This is a genomic window from Streptacidiphilus sp. BW17, assembly GCF_041262485.1.
In the GTDB taxonomy this organism is placed as follows: Bacteria; Actinomycetota; Actinomycetes; order Streptomycetales; family Streptomycetaceae; genus Streptacidiphilus.
This window is the reverse complement of record NZ_JBGCCR010000002.1, coordinates 358262-381244: the sequence shown is the minus strand read 5'-3', so window position 1 is coordinate 381244 and position 22983 is coordinate 358262. Positions and strand designations below refer to the sequence as shown.

The 22983-nt window shown below is 70.8% G+C and carries 24 protein-coding genes and 1 pseudogene; 9 read left to right on the top strand and 16 right to left on the bottom strand.

The features are described 5' to 3' along the window. Positions 1-77 precede the first annotated feature (77 nt). A complete protein-coding gene (locus ABH940_RS03820) occupies positions 78-860 on the top strand; it encodes a maleylpyruvate isomerase family mycothiol-dependent enzyme (RefSeq protein WP_370071854.1) in 783 nt (260 codons plus the stop codon). Between the two features lie 189 nt (positions 861-1049). Then, on the top strand, positions 1050-1697 hold the full coding sequence (locus tag ABH940_RS03815) for an MOSC domain-containing protein (protein WP_370071855.1): 648 nt from the start codon (positions 1050-1052) through the stop codon (positions 1695-1697). A gap of 211 nt (positions 1698-1908) precedes the next feature. On the opposite strand, the gene ABH940_RS03810 is transcribed toward ABH940_RS03815, so the two are convergent. Further along, complete coding sequence (locus tag ABH940_RS03810) at positions 1909-2790, bottom strand: alpha/beta fold hydrolase (protein WP_370104237.1); 882 nt, start codon at positions 2788-2790, stop codon at positions 1909-1911. Between the two features lie 137 nt (positions 2791-2927). On the opposite strand from ABH940_RS03810, the pseudogene ABH940_RS03805 reads away from it, so the two are divergent. After that, a pseudogene (locus ABH940_RS03805) lies at positions 2928-3177 on the top strand (flap endonuclease); the annotation flags it as partial. A gap of 353 nt (positions 3178-3530) precedes the next feature. Here the strand turns inward: ABH940_RS03805 and ABH940_RS03800 are convergent. From ABH940_RS03800 to ABH940_RS03790, 3 genes are read right to left on the bottom strand one after another with little or no spacing between them, the layout of a single operon-like run. Beyond that, complete coding sequence (locus tag ABH940_RS03800) at positions 3531-3986, bottom strand: SRPBCC family protein (RefSeq protein WP_370071857.1); 456 nt, start codon at positions 3984-3986, stop codon at positions 3531-3533. Further along, complete coding sequence (locus tag ABH940_RS03795; protein ID WP_370104235.1) at positions 3987-4469, bottom strand: SRPBCC family protein; 483 nt, start codon at positions 4467-4469, stop codon at positions 3987-3989. It abuts the gene before it with no gap. After that, positions 4466-4786 (bottom strand): ArsR/SmtB family transcription factor, encoded by a 321-nt coding sequence (locus tag ABH940_RS03790; protein WP_370071859.1) that lies wholly within the window; start codon positions 4784-4786, stop codon positions 4466-4468. The genes ABH940_RS03795 and ABH940_RS03790 overlap by 4 nt, the downstream gene beginning before the upstream one ends. A gap of 254 nt (positions 4787-5040) precedes the next feature. Between ABH940_RS03790 and ABH940_RS03785 the strand changes: the two genes are divergently transcribed. After that, entirely contained in the window at positions 5041-5946 is a 906-nt protein-coding gene (locus ABH940_RS03785; RefSeq protein WP_370071860.1) for a LysR family transcriptional regulator, read from the top strand. A gap of 261 nt (positions 5947-6207) precedes the next feature. Beyond that, entirely contained in the window at positions 6208-6654 is a 447-nt protein-coding gene (locus ABH940_RS03780) for a cysteine dioxygenase (protein ID WP_370104233.1), read from the top strand. A 2-nt stretch (positions 6655-6656) separates the two neighbouring features. Here the strand turns inward: ABH940_RS03780 and ABH940_RS03775 are convergent, their stop codons facing one another. The 8 genes from ABH940_RS03775 to ABH940_RS03740 form a co-directional block, all read right to left on the bottom strand. Next, complete coding sequence (locus tag ABH940_RS03775) at positions 6657-8015, bottom strand: LLM class flavin-dependent oxidoreductase (RefSeq protein ID WP_370104231.1); 1359 nt, start codon at positions 8013-8015, stop codon at positions 6657-6659. Further along, the gene (locus ABH940_RS03770) at positions 8012-8539 is read right to left on the bottom strand and encodes a flavin reductase family protein (RefSeq protein ID WP_370104229.1); all 528 of its coding nucleotides are present in this window, start codon (positions 8537-8539) and stop codon (positions 8012-8014) included. The genes ABH940_RS03775 and ABH940_RS03770 overlap by 4 nt, the downstream gene beginning before the upstream one ends. Beyond that, positions 8536-9633, bottom strand: coding sequence for an LLM class flavin-dependent oxidoreductase (locus ABH940_RS03765; RefSeq protein WP_370071864.1), 1098 nt, complete (start codon positions 9631-9633; stop codon positions 8536-8538). Before ABH940_RS03765 ends, ABH940_RS03770 begins: the two co-directional genes overlap by 4 nt. A gap of 1 nt (position 9634) precedes the next feature. Further along, a complete protein-coding gene (locus tag ABH940_RS03760; protein ID WP_370071865.1) occupies positions 9635-10438 on the bottom strand; it encodes an ABC transporter ATP-binding protein in 804 nt (267 codons plus the stop codon). Then, on the bottom strand, positions 10414-11331 hold the full coding sequence (locus ABH940_RS03755; protein ID WP_370071866.1) for an ABC transporter permease: 918 nt from the start codon (positions 11329-11331) through the stop codon (positions 10414-10416). The genes ABH940_RS03760 and ABH940_RS03755 overlap by 25 nt, the downstream gene beginning before the upstream one ends. Positions 11332-11333: 2 nt before the next feature. After that, a complete protein-coding gene (locus tag ABH940_RS03750; protein ID WP_370104228.1) occupies positions 11334-12401 on the bottom strand; it encodes an ABC transporter substrate-binding protein in 1068 nt (355 codons plus the stop codon). A 96-nt stretch (positions 12402-12497) separates the two neighbouring features. Beyond that, positions 12498-13448 carry a TauD/TfdA dioxygenase family protein gene (locus ABH940_RS03745; RefSeq protein ID WP_370104226.1) on the bottom strand — a complete coding sequence of 317 codons (951 nt, stop codon included), beginning with the start codon at positions 13446-13448 and terminating at the stop codon, positions 12498-12500. Positions 13449-13858: 410 nt separating this feature from the next. Further along, positions 13859-15046, bottom strand: a complete 1188-nt coding sequence (locus ABH940_RS03740; protein WP_370071869.1) for an ROK family protein — start codon at positions 15044-15046, stop codon at positions 13859-13861. A gap of 268 nt (positions 15047-15314) precedes the next feature. Here ABH940_RS03740 and ABH940_RS03735 point away from each other — a divergent pair, with 268 nt between their 5' ends. After that, the gene (locus tag ABH940_RS03735; RefSeq protein ID WP_370071870.1) at positions 15315-15599 is read left to right on the top strand and encodes a hypothetical protein; all 285 of its coding nucleotides are present in this window, start codon (positions 15315-15317) and stop codon (positions 15597-15599) included. Then, on the top strand, positions 15596-15850 hold the full coding sequence (locus ABH940_RS03730; protein ID WP_370071871.1) for a hypothetical protein: 255 nt from the start codon (positions 15596-15598) through the stop codon (positions 15848-15850). The genes ABH940_RS03735 and ABH940_RS03730 overlap by 4 nt, the downstream gene beginning before the upstream one ends. 55 nt (positions 15851-15905) lie before the next feature. Here the strand turns inward: ABH940_RS03730 and ABH940_RS03725 are convergent, their stop codons facing one another. Next, positions 15906-16226, bottom strand: coding sequence for a hypothetical protein (locus ABH940_RS03725; RefSeq protein WP_370104224.1), 321 nt, complete (start codon positions 16224-16226; stop codon positions 15906-15908). Positions 16227-16358: 132 nt separating this feature from the next. Then, entirely contained in the window at positions 16359-17897 is a 1539-nt protein-coding gene (locus tag ABH940_RS03720; RefSeq protein WP_370104222.1) for an alpha/beta hydrolase, read from the bottom strand. Positions 17898-17996: 99 nt separating this feature from the next. On the opposite strand from ABH940_RS03720, the gene ABH940_RS03715 reads away from it, so the two are divergent. Further along, on the top strand, positions 17997-18929 hold the full coding sequence (locus ABH940_RS03715; RefSeq protein ID WP_370071874.1) for a MerR family transcriptional regulator: 933 nt from the start codon (positions 17997-17999) through the stop codon (positions 18927-18929). Positions 18930-18978: 49 nt separating this feature from the next. On the opposite strand, the gene ABH940_RS03710 is transcribed toward ABH940_RS03715, so the two are convergent. Beyond that, positions 18979-19752, bottom strand: a complete 774-nt coding sequence (locus tag ABH940_RS03710; protein ID WP_370071875.1) for a class F sortase — start codon at positions 19750-19752, stop codon at positions 18979-18981. Between the two features lie 251 nt (positions 19753-20003). After that, on the bottom strand, positions 20004-20420 hold the full coding sequence (locus ABH940_RS03705; RefSeq protein ID WP_370104220.1) for a hypothetical protein: 417 nt from the start codon (positions 20418-20420) through the stop codon (positions 20004-20006). A 494-nt stretch (positions 20421-20914) separates the two neighbouring features. On the opposite strand from ABH940_RS03705, the gene ABH940_RS03700 reads away from it, so the two are divergent. Continuing rightward, positions 20915-22972 carry a phosphocholine-specific phospholipase C gene (locus tag ABH940_RS03700; RefSeq protein ID WP_370104219.1) on the top strand — a complete coding sequence of 686 codons (2058 nt, stop codon included), beginning with the start codon at positions 20915-20917 and terminating at the stop codon, positions 22970-22972. Positions 22973-22983 lie beyond the last annotated feature (11 nt).

The window sequence follows — 22983 nt, the reverse complement described above, 5'->3', positions numbered from 1 at the left end:
CTGGGCCGGAGTTCCCCGCCGCACCGGCTGGGAAAAGCGCTGTCGGGCAAGTGAATCAAGGTGGTAGAACCACCGCTGTGCATAAGACTCTGGAGTTTTCCGATCTGCTGCGGCTGATCGACGAACGTGCGACCGCCTTCCGCGCCGTGATCGCCTCGGCGCCCAGCCTCGACGTGCAGGTGCCGACCTGCCCTGAGTGGACGCTGTTCGATCTGGCGCAGCACCTCGGCCAGGGGCGTCGTTTCCGGGCCGCCACCATCGCCGCGGGACCTGCCGACGCTCCCCCGGCCGAGGCCGTCGCCGAGAGCACTGTGCCGGCCCCCCGGGAGCGCGATGAGCTGCTGGCCTGGTCGGCCGCAACGACGCAGCAGTTGCTGGACGCGTTGCTGGCGGCTGACCCGGACGGCAGTTGCTGGACCGGGTGGGGTCTCACGCAGGTGACGGACACCTGCGGTTCCGTCGCCCGGCACCAGATCCTGGAGATCGCGGTGCACACGTACGACGCTCAGGTCGCCGTGGGCGCACCGCAGCCGCTGCCGACCGAGGTGGCACTCGACGGTGTCGAGGAGGACCTGTTCATCAGCTGCTTCACGACGAGCGCCTGGCCGCACAAGCCCACCGCCTTCGACTTCCACGCCACCGAGGGCCGCTCCTGGCGCCTCACGGTCGACGGCGACGGTGCACGGACCACTCGGCTGCCCGCTACCGGCGAGGACCCGGACGCGGCCGGTCTCTCCATTGGCGGCACCGCCAGTGATCTGGTCCTCTACCTGTACCAACGCATTTCGGTGGACTCCCTGCAACTCGACGGGGACCTGGAGCTGCTCGACCTGTTCCACGCCTGGGAACCGGAGGACTGAGCGTCACGACACGCCACCGCGTACAAACGGGCCGCCTGAATCGCGAACGGTCTCGTACCGAACGGCCGCGGTCTCACCGGATGATCGATTCCAACGGGTCCAGGGGTAGAACGTCAGCGTGACGATGTGCCGTATGGCTGGAAAGAAATAGGTCGCGGCGGCGTTGATGGGCCCCTACCGTCACCTCCCATGAAGCTGCTCTCCGTCAATGTCGGCAGGCCCCGGCCCAACCCGTGGAACGGCCTGAGCGCGACGGGCATCGACAAGCAGCCCGTCAACGGTCCAGTCCCCGTCACCGCACCTGGACCGAAGGGCACCGGTGAGGTCGGTCTCCTTGGCGATCGAGTGTACGACGTGAAGCACCACGGCGGAGTCGACCAGGCCGTCTACGCCTACGCGCGCGAGGACCTCGACGGCTGGGAGGCCGAGTTGGGCAGGCCGCTTCACAACGGTGTCTTCGGGGAGAACCTCACAAGCCTGGGCCTGGACGTCAACGGCGCCCTGATCGGTGAGCGTTGGCGGATCGGGTCGGACGTCGTCCTGGAGGTGTCGTGCGCGCGGATCCCGTGTGGCACCTTCCAGGGCTGGCTGGAGCGCGACGGCTGGATCAAGCGGTTCACGCAGGCCGCACGGCCCGGCGCGTATCTGCGCGTGATCGAGCCCGGCGATATCCGCGCTGCTGACCCGGTCGAGATCGTGCACCGGCCCGACCACGACGTGACCGTCGCGCTCGTCTTCCGTGCGATGACCCTGGAACCGGACCTGCTGCCGCGGCTGCTGGTCGCCGAGGCGCTGCCGTTGGAGGAGAAGGAGCTGGCCCGCAAGCGCTCCGCATAGACATCAGCTGCGGGGATCGCCCGCGCGGGCGAGGTGAGGGAGTCCAGCGTCGGTGTGTGTGAAGACAGAGTTGGACTCCCTCGCGACCGCACTCTGGCCCAACGCCGGCTCGACGACGAGGACGCGAGTAGCCGACAGCCGAGAGCCCTCTGCCCCAGGCACCATGCGGGAAGACAGAGGGCTTCGTCGTGCCGCTTGTCAGTTCTGGGTGTCAGTCCTGCTCATCGGCATTCGCACCGGCGATCTCACGAACGGCGTCGCCGATGGCACCGGCGCCGCCGGTGAGGATCTTGCCGTGCCCGGTCGGCACTTTGGCACTGATTTTGAGGTTTGCGTTCTTCGCGAGCACCGGCTCGATGGAGGCCCGCACCTGCTCCATCTCCTCAGTGCTGGAGCCGATGTTGCCACCGGTGGCCAGCACGTACCGGACCTGGAAGGCCGCGCCCTCCAGCATCGGCCCGATGCCCGCGTTGATCTCGTTGTTCTCGATGCTGACGTCGGCGTGCTGCGCGGCGCTCATCCGCGCGGCCAGGCCCAGCGGACGCAGGATCCACATCATGGGCCGCATCCGGCCGAACAGCTTCCGGATCCGCGCCTGCGCCTCCGGCCCGGTGATACCGAAGGGCACCGCGCCGTCGATCGCGACCACACCCACGATCTTCGCGGGGTTCCGGTCGCCCCAGAACACGCCGGTCGGCGCGCCGTAGGACCACCCGACAAGGACAGGCTCTTCGACGTCCCGTGCCTTCAGGACCGCGTCGAGGCTGCGGATGCAGGCCTCGAAGGAGTAGTCCTTCGACGTCTTGGACTTGCCCCGGCCGCGCTCGTCGAAGCAGATGTGCCGGTAGCCGTCACCGAGGCCAGCGATCACGTACTTCCAGTACTTCATTCCAGCAAACGAGCCGTTCAGATAGACGACCACGGGGCCGGAGCCGCCGCTGTCGGTCACCCACAGCTCGGTGTCGTCTACTGGCACCATGCCTGACCAGGCGGAGATCGTGTCACTCACTATTCTGCCCCTCTCCCGTTCGACGTGCGTTCGGATCGGTGCATGGTGCTGCCGTGAGGGTGGGCGCGTTGCGCGCCTCGACAACTGTGTCAGTTTCCTGAGACCAGGAGCGGCTGTCCAGACATCCGGGACAGCGGCCGAGTCCCGGCGAGGCCGCAGCCCGTATGAGTCAAGGTCTCGCCGACCGTCGTGGCCGACGCGGCCCGTCCAGCCGCAGCACAGTTGACGTTGTCTCATTCACCGGAGATCGGGACCTCTTCCAGCTCGTCGACGACGCCCGGGGCGTCCGCGTGCCTTACCCGATCAAGGGCATGGGCACCCTCCAACTCACCGACAACGCCCAGCTGATGGAGAAGTACGGCGTCACCGGCGCCCAGTACGGCGTCACCCCAGTACGCCGACATGGCCGCCCTGCGGGGCGACCCGAGCGGCGGTCTCCCCGGCGTCCCGTCCGCGTCGCCACCGACGTCCCCATCCCCACCGACCTCGACCCACCCTCCCCACCGAACCCCGCGACCCCATGACCCTGGAAGAACTCGCCACCCGCTGCCGTGGAAGACCGCCCGGCCCTGCGGAGCGAGCGCCACAAGGGCGTCGGCGATGACGGCCTCGGCCTGTGGCGTGGCGTGACGGCCCGTGGCGTGACGGCGGCCAGCACACGGTGACCCTCGTCGGTCACGTGGTAGTCCACGATCCGGCCGCGCCCCGAGCCCCGTTCGACGAGCCCGCGGTCCTCCAGTCGCTGCAGCACCCGCTGAGCGTCTGGCCGGAAGACCGATGATCCAGACGGATCGGCATCCGCGTCCTGGCCTGCCGTGCGCCGCCTAGCTGCGTTCGAGGCGGCTGCGTTCGAGGCACTGCTTCAGCGTCGCCAGATTGGCCGGCATCTCCGTGCGAGCCTGACGGCGGACGACGAGCGGGACAAGGAGCCTGCCGATGCCGTGGCCTTCGAAGTCCACGGTGATGGTCAGCCGGGATCGATCAGCCGTCAGGGGCTCGACAGTGACGTCGACGGCCGCCCGGATGGGCCCGTCGATGCCTCGCACGCCCCAGGTCTTGGGCGGGTTGATGGGCACGACTTCGGCGGTGCTGGGACGGTTGGCGCCGCCGATGCGCCGGGTCGTCAGGCACCGGTCTCCTTCAGCGGGGGCGCCGGGGTGGTCCATGCGGCCGTCGATGACGCCCGCCTGCCATTCGTGGAAGCGAGTCGGGTCGACGGCGTAGGCGAACACGTCCTCGGCTGACCGGTCCACCTCGGTGCTGACCGTGATCGCAGACATTCAACTGCCCTCCGTGAACAGGGCCGCGTACCGCGCGAGGTACAGCGGCCATCCCTGGTCGTGGGCGATGCCGTCGCTGACGGCCTGCCAGCCGGGGCCGTGCCGGTCGATGTGGCGGTGCTCCAGCTCCACCCGGGTGCGGTGCGGGGTCTCGGCGACGAAGGTGACCTCGACCTCGCTGGTGTTGTCCGGGTCGGTCTCGATCTGCCACTGCGGGCTGATGTCCCAGCTGAACACCACCCGGTCCGGCGTCTCGAAGGCCAGGATGCGCGCCCAGCGGCACTCGCTGCCGTCGACGCCCCGGTCGTAGATGTGACCGCCGACCTTCGGTTCGAACACCGTCTCGGCGATCGCGACACCGAGCAGGTTGTGCTCCGGCGGCTTGAAGTCGCCGAACCGCTCGGTGAACACGGTGAAGGCCCGCTCGATCGGCGCCTGGACGACGATCTCCCTGTGGACCACGGCAGCCGCTGCTTGGGTCATGGCTTCTCCTCGGTCTGTTCCACGACGTCCTGATAGCTGTCCAGCGCGCGGTTCCAGAACGTCTCAAGCTGATCGCGCAGCGCGGCCACGCCCGCCGGATTGAGCCGGTAGACGCGGCGGGTGCCGACCGCGCGGTCGGTGACCAGCCCTGCCTCCTTGAGCACCTTCAGGTGCTGGGACACCGCCGGCCGACTGATCGGCAGCTCGTCGGCCAGCTCGCCGACGGCACGCGGCCGCTCCGCCAAACACGCGACTATGGAGCGCCTGGTGCGATCCCCCAAGGCGTCAAAGCCATCGCCAGCTCGGTAAGTATCCACGAACAGTAAGTTACGACTTACGGATGCTTCGAGTCAAGACCCCGGCCGAGACCCCGGCCAGCCGACCCGCCTCCGCGGCGGCCCTGGCCGCCCAGCCGCGACCCGGCGGTGTCCTCCAGGTCGAGGTCGGGTTGGCGACGGGCCCATTGCCCGCTCCGGCCCACGACCGCCACAGCGTGCGCCGGTGGATACCACCTCGCTCATGTGGGGTCATGTACCTGACGATTGCTCAATTTCTGCTTATGCTTCGAAGAGTGCTGGACTCACGCCATCTCGCCACCTTCCACGAAGTCGTACGGGCGGGCACGCTCTCCGCGGCGGCGCGGACCATGGGGTGCACGCAGCCGGCGGTCACGCAGCAGATCAAGGCCCTCGAGCGCAGCGTCGGTATGCCGCTCTTCGTCCGGGCCGGGCGCCGGCTGCGGCTGACCGAGGCAGGCGAGACGCTCGCGCGGCACACCGGCCTGATCCTCGGGCAGTTGTCGGCTGCGGAGCAGCAGCTCGGAGCCCTGGCCAGACTGCACGGCGGACGGGTGCGGATCTGCTCCTTCCCCAGCGCGAACGCCACCCTGGTGCCGGAGGCGATCGCACGCCTGCTGGCGGAACATCCGGGCATCCGGATCGAGTTGCAGGAGGACGAGCCTCCCGCTTCGCTGCGGCGCGTGCCGCAGGGCAGCTGCGACGTGGCGCTCGCGTTCAGCTATCCGGAGCTCCAGGCGAGCGACTCGGCGGAGCTGGTCGAGTTCCCGCTGATGGAGGACCCGGTCACCGCACTCCTGCCGGTCGGCCACCCGAGCGCGCGGCGGCACGTGGTCCGGCTGTCCGACCTGGCGTCGGAGCGCTGGATCGCGGGCTGCCCGCGGTGCCAGGCGCACCTGCTCCACACCTGCGCGGAGCAGGGGTTCGCGCCCGACATCGTCTTCGCCACCGACGACAACCTCGCGGTGCAGAACCTCGTCTCCGTCGGGGCCGGGGTCGCGCTGGTGCCCGCGCTGATGTTGGCCTTCCTCTGCCACGACCGGGTGACGGCACGTCCGGTGGAACCGCACTCCCGGCGCAGGATCGCGGCGTACGTGCTGCGCGACCACGTGCACGTGCCCGCGATCGGCCTGGTGCTCGACGTGCTCAAGCAGGTCGCCGACGCCCACAACCATTTCTGATGGTCGATAAGCAACGCTGTGCAGCACCCAACAGACCGTTCTTGGACGCGATCCACCGCGCGCTGCACTGTGAAGCGCGTGACTTCCTCCACCTCACGTAGCACCGAACGTCACGCTACAGGTCACGCTGAACGTGGCTCTGAACGTGACGCTGAACGTGACTCGTCCGACCTCGGGACGCCGCCGTGGATCGACGACCTGGCCTCCGGCATCCGCCGGGTGCTCCGACGCGGCCTGCCCCCGCTCCTGACCGCACACCGCGTGGCCGACCTGCTCGGACCGTTACTCGGCCGACCGGGCCTCCTCACCCCTGCCCAGGAGGCGGGAGATCCCCGGTCCTACCGTCAACACCTGCTGCACACCGGCCCCGAAGACGGGTTCTCCGTCGTCGCGCTGGTCTGGCTGCCGGGCCAGCACACCCCCGTCCACGACCATGTCTGCTGGTGCGTCGCGGGCGTCCATGAGGGCCAGGAGACCGAGCGGACCTATTGCCGGGCCCCCGGCGACCGGACCGGCCGACTGATCCCGGACGGGAGCGTGGTGAACCCGACCGGCGCGCTCTCCGCGCTCGCGCCGCCCGGCGACATCCACCGCGTCGGCAACACCGGTCCCGCAAAGGCGATCTCGCTCCACGTCTACGGGGCGGACCTCTCCCGGCTCGGTTCCAGCATCCGCCGGGTCTACCCGGAAGCGCCCGGTGGGATCTGAGGTCACACCGGCTCGGCGACCGCCGACGGCGCGGTGGCGAACCGGGCCCCCGGACGCGGCAGGCCGTAGTGCTCGCGCAGCGTGCGGCCCTCGTAGTCGGTGCGGAACAGCCCGCGCTCGCGCAGGATCGGGAGCACCTTCGCCACGAAGACCTCCAAGCCGGACGGCAGCACCGCGGGCATCACGTTGAACCCGTCGGCCGCACCGTGCTCGAACCAGTGCCCGATCGTGTCGGCGACCTGGACCGGTGTGCCGGTGAACGTCCGGTGCCCGCGGCCGCCGCCGAGCCGGCCGATGAGTTGACGCACCGTCAGCTGCTCCCGGCGGGCCAGCTCCACGATCAGGGTGTAGCGGCTCTTCGACCCCTCGACCTCGTCCTCGGAGGGGAGGTCGTCGGGCAACTGCGCGTCGAAGGCCAACCGCTCCGGCTCCACCTTCAGCAGCGCGGCCAGCTGCTCGCGCGCGTACTCGGGCCGGATCAGCCGGTCCAGTTCGGCCTCCAGCTCGCGTGCTTCGGCCTCGGTGTCGCCGATGACCGGGACGATGCCGGGCAGGATCTTGACGTGCTCGGGGTCGCGGCCGAAGGCCACCGCACGGCGTTTGACGTCGGCGTAGAAGGCCTGCCCCTCCGCCAGCGTCGGCTGGGCGGTGAACACCGCCTCCGCCCACCGGGCGGCGAACTCCCTGCCGTCCTCCGAGGAGCCGGCCTGCACGAGCAGGGGGTGCCCCTGCGGCGAGCGGCGCACGTTCAGCGCCCCCTCGACGCGGAAGAACCGGCCCTGATGCCCAGCGGGACGCACGCGGTCCGGCAGCGCGTGCACGCCGGTGTCCTTGTCCCCCACCAGCGCGTCGTCGGCCCAGCTGTCCCAAAGCTTGGCCGAGACGTCGAGGAACTCCGCGGCCCGCTCGTAGCGGGTCCGGTGCAGCGGCTGCCCGTCCAGGCCGAAGTTGCGTGCCGCCGCGTCGCCCGCGGTGGTGACGATGTTCCAGCCTGCGCGCCCACCCGACAGGTGGTCCAGTGAGGCGAACCGGCGGGCCAGGTTGTACGGCTCGTTGTAGCTGGTCGAGGCCGTGGCGATCAGCCCGATGCGCGTCGTGCCCGCAGCGAGTGCGGCGAGGAGGACGGTGGGCTCCAGCCTCGCAGAGGGCCGGCGGGAGGGGTCGCCCCAGAGCACCGGGCTGTCGGCCAGGAACACCGAGTCGAACTTCGCGTCCTCCGCGATGCGGGCCAGTCTCTGGTGGAAGCCGAGGTCCAGGTCGGCATGGGGATCGGACTCAGGGAGCCGCCAGGACGCCTCATGGTGTCCGGTGTCGTGGATGAACAGGTTGAGGTGCAGTTGCCGTTGCGGTCGCTTGCTCATGAGTGGTCCTTCGTAGGGTGGTCGGTGCGGAGTGAACGGAACGTCCCGGTGTGGAAGACCAGGGGCTCGACGTCCGGTTCGGCGTACAGGTCGTGGACGCGGAGGACGAGGATGTCGTGGTCCCCGGCGCGGATCTCCTGCTCGACCGAACAGTCGAACCAGGCACTCGCGCCGTCCAGCAGCACGGCGCCGTCCGGGGTCGCCCGCCAGGCGACGCCGGTGAACCGCTCGTCGCTCGGACCGGCCAGCTGGCGGCAGAGCAGAGCGTGCTCCGCGCCCAGCACACTGACCCCAAGGCGCTCGGCGCGGCGCAGCAGCGGCCAGGTCGACGAGGTCTGCCCCGCGCACACCGAGACGAGCGGCGGCGCGAGGGACACGGACGTGAAGGAGCTGGCCGCCAGCCCGACCGGTCGCCCCTCGACCAGGGCGGCGACTGCCGTGACGCCGGAGGGAAAGGCACCGTAGACCGCGCGCAGTGCTGCCGCGTCGTGCAGTGCTGACGTGTCGTGCACGAGTGTGGTCATGCGGGGACCTCCAGCGGGGTCGTGGCGGGAGCGGGCTGCTTCAGCAGCGGCAGGAGCTGGTCGCCGACCCTGGCGATCTCCTGCTTGTAGGGCGTGTCGGACAGCACGAAGTGGGTCACACCCAACGCGCGGTACCGCTCCAGGGCGTCGGCGACCTCCCGTGCGGAGCCGACCAGCCAGGTCGTCCCGGCGCCGCCGCCTCCGTAGCGGCCCGGCTCCGTGTAGAGGCAGCTGTCCAGGACCTCCCCGCGTGCCGTCAGGTCGAGCAGGCGGCGCTGGCCGACCGCCGTCCGGCGTTGGAACGCCTCGGGGTCCTTCGGTCCCTGCTGTGCCATCCGGGCGACCTTGTCCTCCGCGTCGCGCCAGGCCTCCTCGCTGGTGTCCCGGACGAGGGTCGTCACGCGCAGTCCGAACTCCAGTGGCCGGTGCCGTCTTTCGACCGTCCCGCTGAGGGTGCGGAGCCGGTCGATCCGCTCGGCGACGCCGTCCAGCGGTTCGCCCCAGAACAGTTGGACGTCCGCCTCCTGCGCGGCCACCCGCTCCGCGGCGGCGCTCGCTCCACCGAAGTACAGGCGCGGATGCCGTCCCTCGTCCGCGCCCCACGGACGCGGACGGACGGAGGAGTCGGTCACCCGGTAGTGCTCGCCGTGGAAGGTCACCTGCTCCTCGCTCCACAGCCGGCGCACCAACTGGAGGAACTCCCGCGTGCGCTCGTAACGGCGGGACTGGTCGAACTCGCCGTCGCCGTAGGACGCGGCGTTGTCCAGGCCGCTGACGATGTTGACCAGGACCCGGCCCCGGCTGAGCTGGTCGAGCGTGGCCGCGGCCGATGCGAAGTTCGCCGGGTGCCAGTACCCGGGCCGGACCGCGACGAGCGGCTTGAAGGTCGTCGTGCGCGCCGCGAGCGACGCCGCGACGGTGAAGGTGTCGGGCCGTCCCCAGCCGGTGCCCAGCAGCGCCCCGGCCCAGCCGTGGTCCTCCACGGCCCGCGCGAGTTCGGTCGAGTGGTCGAGCGTGCCCCAGCCGTCGCGCGTGTCGTCACCGCGGTGGCCGGGTTCCACCGTGTTGGGTATGTACCAGAGATACTCGCCCATCTCAGCCCTCCCCTCGGTCTTCGGACTCGGCTTCGCCGTCCGGGCCGACGCCGAGCGCGGCGAGCAGCCGCTCGCGGTACTCCCCCAACCGCGGGTCGCGGTAGGAACGCGGGTGGGGCAGATCGACCGTCAGGTCGAGGGAGGTGCGGCCCTGGTCGAGGACGAGGACTCGGTCGGCCAACACGGCGGCCTCGTCGACGTCGTGGGTGACCAGGAGCACGGACGGGTGGTGGCGTTGCCACAGTTCGCGCAGCAGCGCGTGCATCCGGATCCGGGTGAGGGCGTCGAGCGCGCCGAACGGCTCGTCGGCGAGCAGCAGTTCGGGATCCCTGACCAGCGCGCGGGCGAGTGCGGCACGCTGCTGCTCGCCGCCGGAGAGTTGACCGGGCCAGGCGTTCTCGCGCCCGGCCAGCCCCACCTCGGCGAGCGCCTCCCGGCCGCGCAGGGCCGCGTCACGACCGTCGGCGTCCCGCCTGTCCAGGCCGAGCAGGACGTTGTCCAACACCCGGCGCCAGGGCAGCAGTCGGGAGTCCTGGAAGACCACCGAGGCCCGCTCCGGAGTGTCGATGCCGCCGCTGCCCACCGTGTCGTGGTCGAGCCCGGCGACTGCGCGCAGCAGGGTGGTCTTGCCGGAGCCGGAGCGGCCGAGCAGGGCGACGAACTGGCCGGACGGGATCTCCAGGTCGATGCCGTCGAGCACGGTGCGCTCACCGAAGGACCTGGTCAGGCCGGTGAGTCGGACGGCGGGGGTCAGGGTCGGCAGATCAGTTGCCGTGGGGGTCAGCTGCTCAGCGATCGGCGCCATGCCAGGACCCTCCTCTCCAGGAGACGGACTGCCGCATCCGAGGCGAAGCCGAAGACGCCGTAGATGAGCAGTCCGAGGACGATGACGTCGGTCTGGCCGTAGTTCTGTGCCTGGAACATCAGGTAGCCGAGGCCGTTGGTGGCGTTGATCTGCTCCAGGACGACCAGGGAGAGCCAGGAGCCGGTGACTCCGAGGCGCAGTCCGACGAAGAATCCGGGCAGCGCACCGGGGATGACGACCTGCCGGACGAACTGCCACCGGCTCAGCCGCAGCACCTCGGCGAGTTCGACATAGCGGGCGTCGATGCCGGACAGGGCGGCATGCAGGTTGAGGTAGACCGGGATGTAGACGACGATCGCGATGATGACGATCTTGAATGTCTCGCCGATGCCCAGCCAGAGGATGAACAGCGGGATCAGGCCCAGGGTCGGGACGGCACGGTTGACCTGCACGGTGCCGTCGATCAGCGCCTCGCCGATCCGGCTCAGCCCGGCGGCGAGCGCGAGCACCACGCCGGCCACCAGCCCGATCGTGAAGCCCTGGACCGCGCGCCAGAGGGAGGTGCCCAGATCGGTGCGCAGCGTCCCTGCGGTCCACAGATGCGCGCCGGTGTGCAGCACGGTCCAGGGTGCGGGCAGGATCCTCGGGTCCAGCAGTCCGGCGGCGCTGGCCCCGGACCAGACGGCCAGCAGGAGCAGCGGGCCGACGAGCCGGGCGTAGGGTCGGCGTCGGCCGGGCGCGAGTCGCCGCACCCGGGGACGTGCGGACCTCGCACTCGGCGCACTCGGCTCGCTCGGCGCACTCGGCGCGAGTACCGGTACGACGGCCGGCGCGGACGCGGTGACGAGCCGTTCGGGCACGGCCACCGTTGCGGTCGATGCGTTCTCTGCCATCGTCAACTCCGGTATTCGACGGGGACGGCGGCGGCCGCGAGGTGCTCGAACCGGCGGTCGAAGAGCACCTCGGCCTTGAAGGAGTTCACATAGCCGCCCTGGGCCAGGAGGTCGACGGTCTCCTGCTCCCAGGCAATGGCCTCGTCCCAACTCGGGGGCAGCAGCGGCTTGTTGCTCAGCGCGGTGACCTGCTGGGCCTGGGCGGCGCTGATGTTCTGGGTCTTGACGTAGTACTCGTCCTCCCAGACGGACGGGTTCTCGTAGACCCAGACCAGGCTCTTGGCCCAGAGGGGAATGAAGGCCGCGACGGCGGCGGCCTTGTCCGAGTCGGCGAGCACCTCGGCCGGAGCCCACAGCAGGTTGAGCAGGTCCACGACGTCGGTGGTGACGGTGTGCGCACCGTCCGAGGCGTAGCGGTTGAGATAGGCGGGCGCCTGGGAGATGGCCAGCGGTGCGATGTCCACCTGTCCGGCCTCCAGGGCGGTCAGGAACTGATCGCTCGTCAGCGGCACCAGCTGCACGTCGGAGTCCTTCAGCCCTGCCTCGCGCAGCGCCCGCAACAACACCACACCCTGCGCCTGTCCCTGCGAGAAGGCCAGCTTCCTTCCCGCGAACTCGGCCACCGACCGGATGTCGCTGTGCGGCTTGGTGGCGAACAGGTACGACGGCTTGCGGGTCAGGTCGATCGCCACGATCCGGGTGTCGAAACCCTGGTAGTGGGCCTGGATCGGCGGGATGCCGGCGTTGTTGGCCAGGTCGAGGGAGTTGGCGCGGAACGCGTTGATCACGTCCGGTCCCGCGCTGATGTTCGGCCAGGACGGGACGGTGAAGGGGATCTGCTTGATCAGGCCCGAGAGTTGGAGCTGGAGCTGCTCGGCCCCGAGGGCGGAGGCGATGGTCAGGCTGTCCCCCGACGGCACCCGGGTGGGCAGCGGCGCGGTGGACGACAGGGCCGGGCCGCTGGCTGCGGCGGCGGTGCAGGCACTGAGGCCGAGCGCGGCACCGGCGCCCAGGAGGGTCTGCAGGAACAGTCTTCGGTTCGGGGCGGAGAGGCCCTGTGGAGCAGACACGGATGTGTGGTCCTTCCGGTCGGGTCGTGGCGGGAGCGGCGGCGGGTGGCTGTCCGCCGCCGCTGCAGTGCGGGTGCGGGTGTGGCTGCCGGTGCGTCAGGAGGCGACCGTGACACGGTGGTTGGCGGTGAAGGGCCGACCGGCGACGAGTTCGGACTCGCGGCCGTCCGGTCCGACCGGCGTCTCGCCGATCAGGGTGACCCGGTGCAGGCGGCGTTCCACGTCCAGGTGCTCCAGGTCGCGCGGGGCGAGGTGGGCGGTGGCGCGGTTGTCCCAGAAGGCGACATGGCCGGGCTCCCAGCGGAACCGGACCGTGTACTCGGGCCGGGTGATCTCGGCGTAGAGCAGGTCGAGGATGCGCTTGCTCTCACTCGGCGTCACGTCGACGATGTGGCTGGTGAAGCCGGGGTTGACGAAGAGCGCGCGCTCCCCCGTCTCCGGGTGCACCCGGACCACGGGATGAACGGCCACCAGCAGGTTGTCGTTGATCCTGCGGGCGTACTCGCTGCCGCCGTCGACGGTTCGGCTGCCGCCGTAGCGATGCTCGGCGCGCAGGGTGTCTACAAAGGCCCGGACGGGTGCGGACAGCCCCTCGTACGCGGCGACGAGGTTGGTCCAGTGCGTGTCACCGCCGAACTCGGGGACGGTCTCGGCGCGCAGGACGGATCCGGCGGGCGGGTTCACCGCCGGGGTGACGTCGGTGTGCCAGCCGTCGACGTAGCTGTACCGGCGCTTGCGGTACTCGTCACGGAAGTTCTTTCCGTAGCGCTCCTCGAACCGGCGCGGATCGACCGTGAAGATCTCGGGGTGCTCCTCGGGCGGGGTGTCGTCGTGCGGGTGGGCGTAGGTGAGCTCGCCGAACTGACGGGCGAAGGCGATCTGGGTGGCGTGGTCGAGTTGCTGCCCCCGGAAGAAGACGACCTTGTGGCGGTGGAGGGCCCGCTTGATGGTGTCGACAGCCTCGGCGGACAGTGGCTGGGCGAGGTCCACGCCGTCGATGTCGGCGCCGATGTGACCGGCGACGGGACGGACGGAAGGCGTGCTCATGGTGGCGGTTTCCTTTCGGTGATGACGGATCTGTTCCGTCGGGGCACGACGGCATCGCCCTGCGGGCACGTGCCTGCGGATGCGGACGTGCCAGCGGACGCGGACGTGCCTGTGGACGTGCCTGTGTGTGCGAGGAGAAGAATCCGACCCGGCGACTACTGCGCCGGGAACGGCAGTGGCAGTGGCAACGGCAGCGGCAACGGAATGCGCGCTGCGCTCAGAAGCCGGTCAGCAGGCGTGACAGCGCAGGCCCGCGAAGTGGTGCGCACGGAAGGCGTTCACGGGGTGCCGCTGCGCGGCTGCCCGGACCGTGGCCCTCTGCTGTGCGTCCATGGCAGCAGTCTGCTGCCCCGATGACCGTGCGGACAACGTTTTCTGGCGGCGCGGAAGAAACCCCACCCGGTCACGCCTCACCGCGTACCCCCGACCGTGCGCAGTCCCAACGGGTCCTGGTAGACCGCCGCGAGCACCGGCGCAGCCGCCGCCACCGCGAGCGTGTCCACGCCGAAGGAGCCGACCCGCACCTGACCGGCGGAAGCGCCCAGATCCCGGCTCAACTCGGCCAGCAGTTCCGGAAGATGGAGGGTCACGCTCTCGGTCAGCACCACGGTGTCCGGGCTGATCAGGTCGAGCATCGGCCGGACCGCACGGGCTACCGCCCGGAGCCGGGACCGGCACAGCTCCAGGGCACGGGCGTCGCCCGCACGCGCGGCACGCAGCAGCAACGGCAGGTCAGGACGCGGGACGATGCCCTCGGCTGCGGCGCGCTCCGCGACGGCGCGGTCAGCGACGGTCACCTGAAGGCAGCCGGTACGACCGCACGGGCATGCTTCCGTCGACCCGGGGACGGGGAGGTGCGCGATGCCGCCTGCACCGTACCGACGGCCGCGCATCAGGATCCCGCCGGTGGCGATCGCCGCGTCGACGGCGTTGCCCACGAACAGGTGCACGAGAACGCCGTTTCCGCCCGCACCGAACAGCAGCTCCGCCCGGGCCAGCGCCCGGGCGTGCCCCTCGACATGGACCGGCAACCGGACCATCCGCTGCAGCGCGCGCCGCAGCGGGACGTCACGCCAGCCGAGTGCGGCGTTCTCCACGAGGAGCCCCGCGCCCGGATCCACCCAGCCGCCGGTGACCACGCCGAGCCCGAGCACCGAGCCGCCCCGGGCGTGCCGCCGCACGAAGCCCGGCAGCAGTCCGGCCGCCTGCCGCAGGACCGCACCGGGGTGCGGCTCCCTCGGCACACGCTCGGACGCGACCACGCGCCCGCGCAGGTCGGTCAGCGAGAACGTCAGCTGCGGCACGGCGATGTGCACGCCCGCAGCGAAGTGGTGCGAGGTGTCGATGTCGAGGGGGATCCGTGGGCGTCCCGGCCGGGACGGCTGCGCGGGCTCGGGTGGTTGCCGGACCAGCCCCATCGCGAGCAGGTCCGCCGCATGCCGCGACACGGCCGCAGCGCTCAGCCCGGTCTCCCCCGCGATCGCGGTGCGGGCCAACGGGCCCTGGTCCAGGACGGCCCGCAGCACGGCAGCCGCTCCGTCCGGCCGCTCGGCGGCGGGCGGCTGCGGGTCCGGCGTCGCGATGAGCGCTGGCAGCACAGGTGATCCTCTGTCCGGGGTCGGCCACGGCACGGCGTGGTAGCCCGGTACTGCGGGCTACCTGATGCGGGGACACTCCGACGACGTCATGCCCGGAATGCTCGCAAGTGCCGTGGCCCCGGTCAATGGACCACCGTTACGGCCGCGTGGCAGTTGCGCGAACGGCCCGATCCGCTCCGCTGCGTCTTGTTCGTTCGTTTCATTCGTTCGAGTGGCGGTATGCCGAACCCGAGTGCGATCACTGCGTGGCCTCCCCACGCTGGACGGCATGAGCGAGCCACACGCCGAGGACACCGAGGACATCAGCGACGCCGACGGCGCCGGGGACATCAGGGACACCGGGCACGCCACGCACGTGGTCGTGCACCCCGTCGAAACCGACCCACAGACCGGTCCGTTCCGCCGGGTCGACATCCTCACCGCCCATGTCGGCAAGGCCTACGGGCTCACGGACGTGCTGGAGTTCCTACGCCGCGCGGGCCTCGACGAGCACGCCGTCGACGCGCCCGGCCTGATCGACTGGCAGGGCGGCGACGCCGGGGTGTGGGAGTGACCGGCTACGAGCTGCGCGCGCAGCACGAGCCGGCCGATCCGGTCGGCCGGGACACCACACGCTGGCACGTCGTGCGCCAGGGCGCGTTCGTGGCGATGTGCGGCTACCGCATCGATCCGGTCGCCGACACCCGGCCGATCGGGGACGTCGAGGAGATCGCCCCGGAGTGCCGCTGCCCGGAGTGCTGGGAGTGGTGGGGCGCCGTCGAGCAGGTGTGGGCCGAGGGCAGCCCCCGCGAACCGGAGCCGTGACCCGCACCGGCGCCCACGCCCCTCAGCACTGCACCAGCGCTGCGCTGACGCGGCACTAGCGCTGCTTGAGGGCGATCCACCGCCCGGGCAGCGCCAGTGCCATCAGCATCAGTGGCCAGACCGGCTGGGAGTGGCATCGGAACTCAACCGTGGACGCGTCCGCGGCGCTGAACGTCCGGACGGGACTGCGGCGCTTGCCGGTCGAGGTCAGCTGGAGGGTGTGCGAGCCGGGCGCCACCTGCGTCTCGAAGGCCTCGTCCGGTGCGATGTGCCCGACCTCCTGGCCATCGAGCAGGATCGCCCAGCTGCCGTGGCGGTCCTGGACCGCCATCGTCGCCCCCGGCATCGCGCGCTCCAGCTGCAGTGTCGTCGCCATGTCCTTCTCCCTGCTGCTGATCCGCTGCCGATCCTCTGCTGAACAAAGTGATATCACTTACTTGCCCGATTGGTAAGGCCCCCGCCAGGGAGTGAGCCGGCGAGTCTCAGCAGGCGTCGCGAGACCCGGGGCTCACCCTTCGAGGTAGGCGAGGACCGCGCGCATCCCGTCGAGGACGGCCGCGCGGGACTCGTCCGTCTGGTCGGCATGTTCGAAGGCGTGGTGGCCGTTCGGCACGTCGACGATGTCGACCGCGACTCCGGCGTCCTTCGCCGCCGTGAGGAAGTCCGCGACGGTGGCGGCGATGTCGGGGCCCTCAAGACCGGCGCGGGTCAGGACGAGGGGCAGGCGGGTCGCGCCGTGGAGGGCGTCCGCCGGGCGGAAGTGGGGGTCGACCGCGAGCCAGGCCGGCAGCGGGGCGAGGAGCGGGTAGCTGGCGGCCAGGCAGCGGAGCCAACTCGGCGGTGCGGCGAGCCAGTCGGTGGTGAGCAGGCCGCCGCCGGAGAAGAACCAGAGGGCGACGCGGTCGGCGTCGACGCGCGGGTCGCTGCGGACCGTCTCCACCGCCTCGGCGACGTCCGCCGCAGCGGTCGGGAAGTCGGTCAGGGCGTGCAGGCGGTGGGCGACGACCGCGCCGACCACGCCCAGGCTCACTGCAAGTCGGGCGTAGCAGAGGTAGAGCGGCGCGTCGCGGATACCCGGCTCCATGTCGCGGGGCAGCGGGCCGCCGTGGACGAACACGATCGCCGGACGCGGCCCGCTCGCCGCACCCCCGTCCGGCAGGTGCAGGTCCACCCGACCGATGCGCTCGCGAGGGCACTCCGGAACGTCCAACAGGAAGCCCTGCGGGCGCCCGGCCGCGCCCTCGGGCGCGTCCTTCGGCGGATCCAGCCGTCGTCCCTCCCCTGCGGCGGCGCTGAGCAACGCCCCGGCCAGCGCCTGCGGTTCGGAGAGCATCGGCCAGTGGCCGGTCGCCAGCTCGAAGAAGCCGATCCGTGGGTCGGCGAGCCACCGGAACTGCGGCGGTCCGTAGGAGACGAGGTTCTGCACCGCGGCGATCGTGGTGCCGCCCGCCGTACAGAGGATGCCGCTGGTCGGCACCGCGTCGATGCTGCCGGTCAGCCGCAGCGGCTGGGTCAGCGTGCGGCCGGGCTGCGGCGCGGCGAGCGCGGAGAGGCGGTCGAGGTGCTGCGCGGAGAGTCCGGCGGTGCTGCCCCAGCGCTGCCACTCCTCCCCCTCGGGCGGCGGGACCAGCGCGTCGGGCTGCCCGCTCAGCAGCGCGTGGACGCCCGGGTCGGGCACGAGCGCGAGCGGCGCATCGCCGTCCTGCGGCAGGCCCGCGTCCAGGTACACGATCCGGGCCACCCGCTCCGACCGCCGCGCCGCCGCGCCGAGCACGGGGTGGATGCCGTAGTCGTGGCCAACCAGGACCACGGGCGACGCGTCAGGCGCGTCTCCGGCATCGCCTGCGTCAGCCGCATCGAGGGAGTCGATCAGCCGGACAACCTCCTCGATGTGCGCTTCCAGGTCGGCCCCCGCCCCCTCCGCGCCCTCCGCTCCGGCCAGCGCAGCGGGAAGCACCTGCGCACCGGCCGCGCGCAGCCCGGCGGCCACCTCGTCCCACACGGCTGCGCCGGTGAACGGGCCGGAGGCCAGGATGAATGCCGTCATGGTGAGACCTCCACGTCTCTTGTCCCCCGCGGTACACCCTCCGGGTGCGGCCGCGCCGTACCAGTACCGTAGGAACTCCCCCTGATGGAGGTTCAAGTCGTGTCCCGACCCGAGCTGCTGACCATCGGCGAACTCGCCGAGCGCGCCGGGGTGACCGTGAAGACCCTGCGCTTCTGGTCCGACCGGGGGTTGCTGCCCGAGGCGGACCGGAGCAGCGGCGGGCACCGCCGTTACGCGCCGGAGGCCGTCGAGCGGCTGCAGCTGATCCGTTCGCTGCGCGGACTGCGCATGCCGCTGCCGGAGATCGGCCGGGTACTGGACGGCGAGCGCGGCGACGCGCCGGACGGGGCCGGACTGGACGGGGCCGCGCTGGCGGATGTCGTCGAACGGCAGCTGGACGAGCTCGGCGTCCAACTGACCGCGCTGCGCTGGCGCGAGGCAGGGCTGCGGCTGCTGCACGAGTCCGCGCCGGAGCAGCGGCCCGAGCGGCTGCGCCTGATCGGCGCGCTCGCCTCGCCGCCGGACACGGACGCGGTGGTCCGGTACTGGCGACGGCTCCTGCCGTACCCGCTCCCGGCCCGGCTGGTGGCCTCGATCACCGACATGGCCGTGCCGCAGCTCCCCGAAGCGCCCACTCCGGCGCAGGTGCTGACCTTCGCCCGACTTCACGCGCTGACCGGTTCCGCCTCCGACGCGTGCCTGGCCGCGCACCGGCCGGTCGTGCCCCGCGCCGACGTGCTCTACGACGGCCTGTTCGAGGCCTACACCCTGGCCCTCGCCCCGCTCCTCGCGCAGCGCCCGCCCCATCCAGGCGCGGCGCTCGACTGCTTCGTGGACGCGCACGCCCGCGCACAGGACGCACGCGACACCCCGGCGTTCCGCCGCACGCTCGGCCGGGCGCTCGCCTTGGGCGCGGAGCCGGTGATGGACCGGTACTGGCAACTGGCGGGCGAGCTGTCGACGGCGCCCACGCTGGGAGCCGCCCACGCCTGGCTGCAGTCCGCGCTCGACGTGGAGCTCGCGGACGCGTAGTCCCGCTGACGCAGCCGCGCCTTCACCATGGGCTACGCGACGGTCGTCGTCACGGCGACACCTTCGGGGGGAAGTTCGGAGAGGAGTTGGGAGAGGAGTTCGGGGACGCACCAGGGGACGCGCTGACGGATGCGGTCGTCGAACCCGCGCCGGACGGTGGGATGTCCTTCGTCAGGTGGGCGAAGACGACGACGTTGGCGTTGTAGCCGCCGGCACTGCTGTAGGAGCCGCCACAGGTGATCAGTCGGAGCTCCGGGCGAAGGGTGTTGTCGTAGACGGAGCTCGGGAAGGCGCTCTTCGCGTAGACGTTGATCCCGTCGATCGTGAACTCCGCGGTGTGCCTGTCCGCCCGCAGGACGTCGATGACCTCGCCCTTGTGCAGCACGCTCAGGCCGTAGAAGACGGCGGGGCCGGTCTTGCTGTCGACGTGGCCGACGATGACCGCCGTGCCGATGCTGCCCGGGGTGACGCCCTGGCTGTCCCAGCCCGCCAGGTTGCGGTTGTCGTCCGGCGGGACGGCGAGGCTCTGGCCGGTGGGGTCGGTGGTCAGCGGCATCAGCGGCGCGTCCACGGCGATCTCCGGGATGCGGATCCGCGTCGGAACCGAGTCGGCCATGTCGGGGAAGCCCAGCGCCGCGTCCTCGGCGGCGGCGCCGGATGCGGAGCCGGACGGGAGCGCGTCTGCCGCCGAGGGCGGCGGAGGCGGCGATGAGCCGGGGGCGGCAGCGGCGAGCATGACGCCGCCGAGCACGGCGGACGCGGCAACCAGCGTCCAGCCGATCCGTTGGCTGCGAGAAGAGTTACCGCTGCGCGGCTGAGCCATGGTGGTCTCCGGACTTCAACAAGCAGGTCGAGCGAGTCGACCATGTCGAGCAATCAAGCGGTCAGGCGATCGACCTGTCGAACGATCAAACAGTCAGTCGGTCAGGCGATCAGTCGATCGGGCGATGCCTGTGTCACGCAGTTCTGCCGCCACGCGCACGTCAGACGTCGATGTCCGATGTCCGTGCGCGCGGCGGCAAGCAACTGCACCTTCGCTACTTCACTACTTCACTACTTGCGGGACCTGCTACCTCAGCGACCGAGGTTGCGACGGCGCACCAGCGCCGTGCCACCCACGCCGGCCGCGGCGACGGCAGCGGCGCCGCCCGCGAGGGCACCGTTGTCGGTGCCGCTCTGGGTGCCGCCGAGACCGGCCTGGACATGACCGCGGTGGTCGCGGTGGCCCAGGCAGCAGGCGTCCTGGACACGGTCCCAGGCGCGGGCGACCTCCCGCTTGGCCTTGGCGATGGCCCAGTCCTTGTCGGACTTCAGGGCCTTCTTCAGGTCGTCCTTCGCCTTGTCGAGCTCCTTGGCGGCCTTGACGCAGGCAGCGGCGGGGTGGTGGTGGCCGGCCGGCGCCGTGGTGGTGGCGGCGAAGGCAGAGGAGACGGGCAGCGCGACCAGACCGGCCGTCAGACCGGCCGCGGCGAGAACGCGAACAGAACGCATTTTTGATGGACCTCCGAGACGGTGCGGCCACGGTGCACTGTGCACCGCGCAGACGGGCCGGAAGACCCGCGCCGCATAATCAGACAATCTGATGGTTCGTCGAATGTCGCGCTGAGCGATCGGTCCGTCACCGTGATGGAGGATCAAGGTCCCGCTTTCGGACGCAGCGGCGCCCGGAGCAGACCCACCGTCAGGCGCTGTGACCAGGGAAATCGCAGACCGCCTCAGAAAAGTCTGAACGAAGGCTGATTGTCTGCTGAAAGAGTGTCGGATCGGGCTCCGGGCCGTCCGACGTCACGCAGCGCAGCCGAAACGAGGCCGCGCAGGCCGCCCGATCCGCGTGCGCTCACGCCCCATCATTACTGTTCGGTAACGAGTCTGGTCCAAGCGTTCGCTTTGATTCACCGTCCTGCCACTTTGTTACCCGCCAGTTGACATCCGAGCGTTGGATCGTCTTCGGCGTCGGTCTGAATCTCTCGTTCCGGAGGCCTCTCGTGGCGCCCGTCACCCGTCGTACGTTCCTCGGTTCCGCAGCCGCGCTCGGCGCGGTGCTGGGACTGGACGCCCTGCCCGGCACCACGTCTCGCGCGTCCGCCGCGACCACGGGCACGATCACCGACGTCAAGCACGTCGTCGTGCTGATGCAGGAAAACCGCAGCTTCGACCACTACTTCGGCACGCTCCAGGGCGTGCGCGGCTTCGACGACCGCTCGGCCATCCAGATCTCCGGTGGCAACAGCGTCTTCAACCAGCCCAACGGCAGTGGACGGCAGTACCCGTGGCAGCTCAGCGACACCTCCACCTGGTGGTGGGGTGTGAGCAAGGAGCAACTCGCCCAGTGCGACGGCTCGTTGGACCACTCCTGGTCGACGCAGCACACCGCCTGGAACAACGGCAAGATGGACTCCTGGATCTCGGCCAAGGGCTCCGACCGGACCATGGGCTTCATGACCAGGTCCGACATCCCGTTCCACTACGCGCTGGCCGACGCCTACACCGTCTGCGACGCGTACCACTGCTCGATCCTGTCGGCGACCGGTCCCAACCGGACCTACCTGTGGTCCGGCATGATCGACCCGTCCGCCACCGCGGGCGGCCCGGCGTACGACGGCGGTTCCGAGTCCGGGCTCTCGTGGCAGACCTACGCCGAGGCACTGCAGAACGCGGGCGTCAGCTGGAAGGTCTACCAGAACGCCGGTGACAACTTCGGCGACAACGCCCTGGCTTACTTCAAGCAGTTCACCAGCGCGCCCAGTTCGAGCCCGCTGGCGACGCAGGGCATGGGATCGGTACCGAGTACCGGGTCGACGCCGGACGACATCGCCGCCGCCATCAAGGCCGACGCCCAGGCCGGGACGCTCCCGCAGGTGAGCTGGGTGGTCGCCAACCAGGCGTTCTCCGAGCACCCCGACGGTCCGCCGGAGAACGGTGCGCACTTCGTCAACCTGGTCATCCAAGCGCTCGCCGCGGACCCGGACACCTTCGACTCGACCGTCCTGTTCCTCAACTACGACGAGAACGACGGCTTCTTCGACCACGTCCCGCCGCCCGCCGCCCCGTCGGGGACCTCCGGCGAGTTCTACTCCGGCACCAACATCGGCCTCGGCTTCCGCGTGCCCATGCTGATCGTCTCGCCGTGGACCCGCGGCGGCTGGGTCGACTCCCAGGTCTACGACCACACCAGCGTCATCCAGTTCCTGGAGACCTGGACCGCAGCCCTGGGCACCCCGGCCGCGTGCGCAAACATCTCAGCCTGGCGCCGCCAGGTCTGCGGCGACCTCACCGGCGCCTTCGACTTCGCCAACCCCGTCTACGGCCTGCCGTCCCTGCCGGACACCAGCGCCACGATCAGCCAGGCGACGGCTAACCTGCAGATCAACCCGGCTCCCGGCACCAACTCCATGCCGACGCAGGAGTCCGGCACCCGCTCCGCCCGCGCGCTGCCCTACCAGCCCAACGCGTGGATCGACAGCGTCACGTACGGCGCCAACGGCCAGGTCCAGGTCTGGATCACCATGGCCAACCAGGGCGCGCAGGCCGCCGCCTACGCCCACTACTCCGTCTACGCCAACAACTTCCGCAGCGGCGGGCCGTGGCAGTACACCGTCGCGCCCTACGCCAACGGCACCGACGGCAGCACCCGGGACTTCTACAACGTCGGCACCAACTACGGTAACGGCGACTACGACCTCAGCTGCGTCGGCCCCAACCGCTTCCTGCGCCACTTCACCGGCAACGCCAACGGCGCGGCCAAGGGCTGCGAGGCGACGACCCACTACGCCCCGGCGCCGGACAGCGGCAAGGACGCGGTCTGGTTCACCATGACCAACACCGGCACTGCCACCGTCACCTACACCATCACCTCGAACCACTACCGCAGCGGCACCTGGACCTACCAGGTCGCACCGGGCGCGACGGTCTCGGACTTCTTCAACGCCGTGTCCATCGCCGACGGCTGGTACGACTTCACGGTCACCGTCGATGCCGACTCCAGCTGGAGCCGCCGGGCCATGGGCCACATCGAGACCGGCTCGGCCAGCGTCACCGGCTGAGCCGGAGCGCC

Coding starts and splice junctions, on each gene's coding strand:
- ABH940_RS03815 (WP_370071855.1), top strand. CDS start 1,050: ATGAAGCTGCTCTCCGTCAATGTCGGCAGGCCCCGGCCCAACCCGTGG.
- ABH940_RS03800 (WP_370071857.1), bottom strand. CDS start 3,986: ATGTCTGCGATCACGGTCAGCACCGAGGTGGACCGGTCAGCCGAGGAC.
- ABH940_RS03795 (WP_370104235.1), bottom strand. CDS start 4,469: ATGACCCAAGCAGCGGCTGCCGTGGTCCACAGGGAGATCGTCGTCCAG.
- ABH940_RS03775 (WP_370104231.1), bottom strand. CDS start 8,015: ATGAGCAAGCGACCGCAACGGCAACTGCACCTCAACCTGTTCATCCAC.
- ABH940_RS03770 (WP_370104229.1), bottom strand. CDS start 8,539: ATGACCACACTCGTGCACGACACGTCAGCACTGCACGACGCGGCAGCA.
- ABH940_RS03765 (WP_370071864.1), bottom strand. CDS start 9,633: ATGGGCGAGTATCTCTGGTACATACCCAACACGGTGGAACCCGGCCAC.
- ABH940_RS03760 (WP_370071865.1), bottom strand. CDS start 10,438: ATGGCGCCGATCGCTGAGCAGCTGACCCCCACGGCAACTGATCTGCCG.
- ABH940_RS03755 (WP_370071866.1), bottom strand. CDS start 11,331: ATGGCAGAGAACGCATCGACCGCAACGGTGGCCGTGCCCGAACGGCTC.
- ABH940_RS03745 (WP_370104226.1), bottom strand. CDS start 13,448: ATGAGCACGCCTTCCGTCCGTCCCGTCGCCGGTCACATCGGCGCCGAC.
- ABH940_RS03735 (WP_370071870.1), top strand. CDS start 15,315: ATGAGCGAGCCACACGCCGAGGACACCGAGGACATCAGCGACGCCGAC.
- ABH940_RS03725 (WP_370104224.1), bottom strand. CDS start 16,226: ATGGCGACGACACTGCAGCTGGAGCGCGCGATGCCGGGGGCGACGATG.
- ABH940_RS03720 (WP_370104222.1), bottom strand. CDS start 17,897: ATGACGGCATTCATCCTGGCCTCCGGCCCGTTCACCGGCGCAGCCGTG.
- ABH940_RS03710 (WP_370071875.1), bottom strand. CDS start 19,752: ATGGCTCAGCCGCGCAGCGGTAACTCTTCTCGCAGCCAACGGATCGGC.
- ABH940_RS03705 (WP_370104220.1), bottom strand. CDS start 20,420: ATGCGTTCTGTTCGCGTTCTCGCCGCGGCCGGTCTGACGGCCGGTCTG.